Genomic DNA, 425 nt, shown 5'->3' with positions numbered 1-425 from the left:
AGCAGTAATGAATCTTCCGCAATGCACGAAAGTGTGACGGAGCGACGCCGAGTGAAGGATGAAGTCCCTCGGGATGTAAACTTCTAAAATCTGCTAGAAAGTACTGATCGGCAGACTACAAGTGGCGACTAACTCTGTGCCAGCAGTCGCGGTAATACAGAGGCCACGAGCGTTAGGCGGAATCACTGGGCTTAAAGCGTGTGTAGGTGGATGACTAAGTACCTTGTGAAATCCCACGGCTCAACCGTGGAACTGCTTGGTATACTGGTTGTCTTGAGGCACTCAGGGGCGAGCGGAACAGATGGTGGAGCGGTGAAATGCGTAGATATCATCTGGAACGCCAATGGTGAAGACAGCTCGCTGGGGGTGTACTGACACTGAGACACGAAAGCCAGGGGAGCGAACGGGATTAGATACCCCTGTAG

At 52.5% G+C, this 425-nt stretch carries 1 rRNA gene; it reads left to right on the top strand.

From position 1 onward, the window contains the following. A 16S ribosomal RNA gene (locus tag HH110_RS19260) occupies positions 1 to 425 on the top strand; the annotation flags it as partial.

This window comes from Stenotrophomonas sp. SAM-B (assembly GCF_013387485.1).
In the GTDB taxonomy this organism is placed as follows: Bacteria; Pseudomonadota; Gammaproteobacteria; order Xanthomonadales; family Xanthomonadaceae; genus Stenotrophomonas; species Stenotrophomonas maltophilia_AA.
This window is presented reverse-complemented; position numbering and strand designations above follow the sequence as displayed.